This window comes from Streptomyces sp. NH27, from assembly GCF_056859195.1.
In genome coordinates, this window is sequence record NZ_JACEGK010000617.1 from 1 (window position 1) to 4,334 (window position 4,334).

Annotated in this window: 5 protein-coding genes and 1 pseudogene; 3 read left to right on the forward strand and 3 right to left on the reverse strand. The window is 72.4% G+C overall.

Going from position 1 to position 4,334, the window contains the following annotated elements:
* Positions 1 to 203 precede the first annotated feature (203 nt).
* Together AC13HU_RS33140 and AC13HU_RS33145 are read right to left on the reverse strand one after the other, a co-directional pair.
* On the reverse strand, positions 204 to 671 hold the full coding sequence (locus AC13HU_RS33140) for an SH3 domain-containing protein (RefSeq protein ID WP_483045687.1): 468 nt from the start codon (positions 669 to 671) through the stop codon (positions 204 to 206).
* 270 nt (positions 672 to 941) lie between these two features.
* Positions 942 to 1,712: a dienelactone hydrolase family protein gene (locus AC13HU_RS33145; protein ID WP_483045688.1), complete on the reverse strand. Its 771-nt coding sequence runs from the start codon at positions 1,710 to 1,712 to the stop codon at positions 942 to 944.
* Between the two features lie 177 nt (positions 1,713 to 1,889).
* Here AC13HU_RS33145 and AC13HU_RS33150 point away from each other — a divergent pair.
* Together AC13HU_RS33150 and AC13HU_RS33155 are read left to right on the forward strand one after the other, a co-directional pair.
* Positions 1,890 to 1,949: pseudogene (locus AC13HU_RS33150) on the forward strand (hypothetical protein); the annotation flags it as partial.
* A 179-nt stretch (positions 1,950 to 2,128) separates the two neighbouring features.
* Positions 2,129 to 2,764, forward strand: a complete 636-nt coding sequence (locus AC13HU_RS33155) for a LysR family substrate-binding domain-containing protein (protein ID WP_483045689.1) — start codon at positions 2,129 to 2,131, stop codon at positions 2,762 to 2,764.
* 28 nt (positions 2,765 to 2,792) lie between these two features.
* On the opposite strand, the gene AC13HU_RS33160 is transcribed toward AC13HU_RS33155, so the two are convergent.
* A complete protein-coding gene (locus tag AC13HU_RS33160; protein ID WP_483045690.1) occupies positions 2,793 to 3,815 on the reverse strand; it encodes a glycoside hydrolase family 3 N-terminal domain-containing protein in 1,023 nt (340 codons plus the stop codon).
* On the opposite strand from AC13HU_RS33160, the gene AC13HU_RS33165 reads away from it, so the two are divergent.
* Positions 3,781 to 4,334, forward strand: a 554-nt coding sequence (locus tag AC13HU_RS33165; RefSeq protein WP_483045691.1) for a hypothetical protein, incomplete at its 3' end; no start/stop codon positions are given. The two genes, AC13HU_RS33160 and AC13HU_RS33165, sit on opposite strands and share 35 nt — an antisense overlap.

Below are 4,334 nucleotides of genomic sequence, written 5' to 3' on the forward strand. Positions count from 1 at the left end.
GGGTTCGGGTGCGGGTTCGGCGGGCACACCGGACCTCCGGGAATCGGTGCAGCGGTACGTGACGCCGACATGCTAAGCATGCGGTGGCACGCCCACCCACCTGCACAAAGGCCAGGAACCCACAATTCCCCCGCAGTTCACCCACGCGTCACTGTAAGGGTGCCCTCACCGAGCTTTTCGGCTCGGCGCGGGCCCGGGTGACGTCACTTGCAGTACGGCACGACCGCCAGGTTCTGGACGTAGCGCGCGGACACGTAGCCCGGGCGGCCGTTGCCCAGCCGGTACCACAGGTTGTTGCCCTCGACGTTCTGGCCCACGACCTTGCAGTGCAGCCAGATCACGGTGCCGGGCTGGAACGCGCCCAGGGAGCGCGAGTTGGACGTGGCCTTCTCGCGGATGGCGAGCGGGAGGCGCGAGATGACCTTGCCCCGCGGCTCGGCGGCGGCCTGCGCCTGCTGGTCGGCGGACGTCGGCGCGGTGGCGCTGGTGCCGCCGGCGGGGGCCGAACCCTGCGCGGGCGCGGCCGGGGCGGCGGCCGTGCCGGTGTCCACACCCGTGCCGGGCTTGGGGTCCGCCGCGTACGCGGACGTCGCGGCGAGCAGGCCCGAGCCCGCGATCAGCAGACCGGCGATACCGGTCGTGACACGGCGCTTCGCATGCGCTGAGTACATTGCGGCCTTCTTTCTGAAAGTGCAGCTATCCCTCGTGCCCCTCCTTCATGGCATGCCGGACCGCCGAACCGGCCCAGGAAAACGGCTTGTCCACCCGGATGGACTGTTATTCACCCCCCGGCTGGGTGACGAACGGGCCGAACGGGCCGCACACCGTCACGTGCGGACCGCTGCGTCGTTATCGGCCTCCGCGTACGTGCCCGCCTATGTCCCCCCGTACGTCTCGGGGTCCGCGTCCGCCTCCGCCTCCGGGTTCGTGCCGGTGCGCGGTCACCGATCCGGTCCGGGCGCCGCCAGGAACGCGGTGATCCGGCGCCACGCGTCCGCCGCGGGCTCCGGGCGGTACGTGTCGCGCTCCTCCGCCAGGAAGCCGTGTGGGGTGTCCGGGTAGACCACCAACTCGTGCGGCACCCCGGCCCGGGAGAGCGCCTCGCCGGTGAGCCGGGTCTGGTCCGCGGTCACCACGTGGTCGTCCGCGCCCACCAGGTACAGCACCCGCGCGCCGTGCCCGGCGATCCCGTCGGCCAGTTCCAGCAGCGGCCCGTCCGCGGCCAGCGCCGTGCCGGTGGTGTCCAGCCACCCCGGGTACACCACGGCCACCGCCTCCAGCGGCAGCAACGTCGCGGCGAAGAAGGCCAGGTGGCCGCCGAGGCTGAAGCCGACCATCGAGGGGCGGCCCACCACGTCGTCACGGCCGTCCAGATACGCCGACACCGCCCGCAGGTCCGCGCCCACCTCGCCCCGGGCCAGCCGGTTGAGCAGGGCGAACCCCTCCGCGCGGCCCGCCTCGTCGGCTGCGCCCGCGAAGCCCGGCGCGGTGCGGTGGTAGAAGTCCGGCACGACCGCGACATGGCCGAGCGCCGCCAACCGGTCGGCGGTGCGCCGGATGTAGGGCGTGATCCCGAACAGCTCGAAGCCGACGATCACCGCGGGCAGCGGGCCCGGTGTCGCCGGCCGCGTGACGTAGGCGCTCATCTCGCCGTCGCCGACCCGGATCAGCACGGTCCGCGAGATGACCGGGCCCGGTGAGGTGGTGCTCATCATGTGCTCCTCGTCGAGGGAGACCAGCAGGAGGTCAAGGGGAGAAGGGGGGAACACCGCCGAGTCTGCGTGAGGCGGCCAAGGCCATCCAAGACCGTTTCCGTCCTCGGCGATACCCTCGGCGCATCGCGGCGGTCGGCCGCGGCACGGAGCGTGGCGACGGGGACGGGCGGGCCGATGGATCTCGATCTGCGCAAGGTGCGCTACTTCGTCGCGGTCGCCGAGCGGCTGCACTTCGGCCGCGCCGCGGAGGAACTCCTCATTGCCCAGCCCGCATTGATCCCCCTACCTTCGGCGGGGGGACCCCCAAGATCCGGGCGCTGGAGAAGGAACTGCGCGTCGAGCTGTTCGTCCGCGACAGCCACCGCGTCACCCTCACCGACAGCGGCCGGCAACTCCTCGAAGACGCCAAGCCGTTGCTCGCCGCCGCGGCCGCCGCCCGGCGCCGGGTGGACCGGGTCGCCCGCGGTCCGCGCACCCTCGTGGTCGGTTTCCGCGCCGGCATCCGTGTCACCGCCGCCGTACGCGCGTTCACCGCGCGGCACCCCGAAGTCACCGTCGAGGTAAGGCGGGTGGAGTGGGACGACCAGGCCGAGGCGATCCTCGACGGGCGGGTCGACCTCGCCTACGTACGGACCCCGATCGCCGCCGACGGCCTGAGCGTGCTGCCGCTGTTCACCGAGCCCCGCATGGTCGCGCTGCCCGCCGGCCACCCACTGGGCGACCGCCCGACCCTGACCGCGGACGACCTCGCCACCCACCCGGAGATCCTCTACCTGTGCACGCGGACCGCCACCGACGCGGCCGGCCGCCCTGCGCCCTTCGCGGTCCGCACCGTCGAGGAGAAACTGGAGTACGTCGCCGCCGGCCGCGGTATCACCTACCTGCCGTTGTCCGCGACACTGCTCTACCAGCGGCCCGACGTCACCTACCGCCCGGTCACCGACCTGCCGCCCGACCAGGTCGCTCTCGCCCTGCCGGCGGCCGAGCAGCCGCCGCCGCTGCTCGCCGCGTTCACGGCCGCCGCCCGGGCCGAGGCGGCGGCCGGATGAGCCGCCCCCTGGCGGCCGTGTTTCCGGGCTAACCGCAGGTCAGCACGCCTGCGTTGCGCTTGGCGGTCAGCACCCTGTGGACGCTGTCGGCCACGTCGGCACGGAACGAGGCGCTGGTCGAGCTCCGGCTGAGCACCGCCGACGTCATGGGCGAGATGTCGCTGGGCTTCACGGTGAGGAGGATGTCGCCGCCGGCCGTGATGAAGTCCAGCGCGCGCTGGCCCGGGGTACGGTCGGCGACTGCGGCGGCGTTGCCGAGGTCGTCGGAGATGACGGCGCCCTTGAAGCCGAGCTTGCCGCGCAGCAGCGTGCGGATCACGGTGGGGGAGAAGACGGCCTGGTTGTGCGGGTCGATCCGGGTGTAGATCGCCGAGGAGACCATCACGAACGGTGTGCCCGCCTGGATGCCGGCCCGGAAGGGCTGGAGGTACGGGTCGGTCGTCGTGGTGACCGAGTCGGTGACGTTCGCGGTGAAGTCGGTGTTGCCGTTGGCCCGGCCCAGGCCCGGGAAGTGCTTGATGGTCGGCACCACCTTGGCCTCCAGCATGCCGCGCAGGAACGCAACGCTGTGCGAGGCGACCGTCGACGGGTTCGTGCCGTACTCCCGGTCCAGCTTGCCGATCGGGGCGTTCACCGTCACCTGGTCCGGCGGGACGGTGTCCGCGACCGGCGCGAGGTTCATGTCGACGCCGGCGGCGGCCAGTTGGCGCGCCCACGTGGCGGCGTTGCTCTGCAGCGTCGACGTGGACCACTTGCCCTGCGTCACCGCGCTCGGGATCGTGCTGAAACCGGGCCCGTTGAGCACCTGGACCTGGCCGCCCTCCTGGTCGGTGGAGACGAACATCCCCAGCGACACGCCCCGCACCGGCGAAGTGAGGGCGCGGACCCGCGCGGTGACCGCCTTCACGGCCGTTACGCCCTCCGTCGTGTGGCCCTGGAGGAAGACCGAGCCGGTCTTGCCCGCCGTGATCGCCTGCGACTGGGTGGTGGTCAGACCGGTGCTGGTGACCGCGGTCATGAAGAGCTGGCCGACCCGCTGGGCGTCGGTCATCGCGTCGTACGCCCGGTTCACACAGTTCGCGGGCGCGGCCGTGGTCGCCTTCGTGGTCTTCGACGCCGGCGGCACCACGGTGGCGCTGTGCGACGCGCTCGCCGAACTGCTGCCCGACGTCGTCGGCGCGCTGCTCGACGCGGACGCCGACGTCGTGCCGGACGACGTCGTGTCCGAGGACTGGTGGTCGTTCCCGCAGGCGGCCACGGCCACCAGCAGGCCCGCAGCGAGCGCCCCGTGGCGGACGCGTGCGGAGTACGACGGTCTATCGGCGGGGGAATGCTGCTGGTGCTTGCGCACTGCGGAACCTCACCTCATGGGGCCGGTCGACGAAACAAGTGATCTTCACCAATGTTCCCCCAGTGACGCCAGTTGTCTCCTGGCGGTTCCCCTGACAAGGGCCACGCGAGTGAAAGTGGACCGCCCCAAGGGCTCGCCCCGGACCAGCCGCACCCGCTCAGGGGCGCGAGCGCCCACCGCGGGCGGCTGGTCCGGGGAGAAGGGTTACGGGGTACCCGG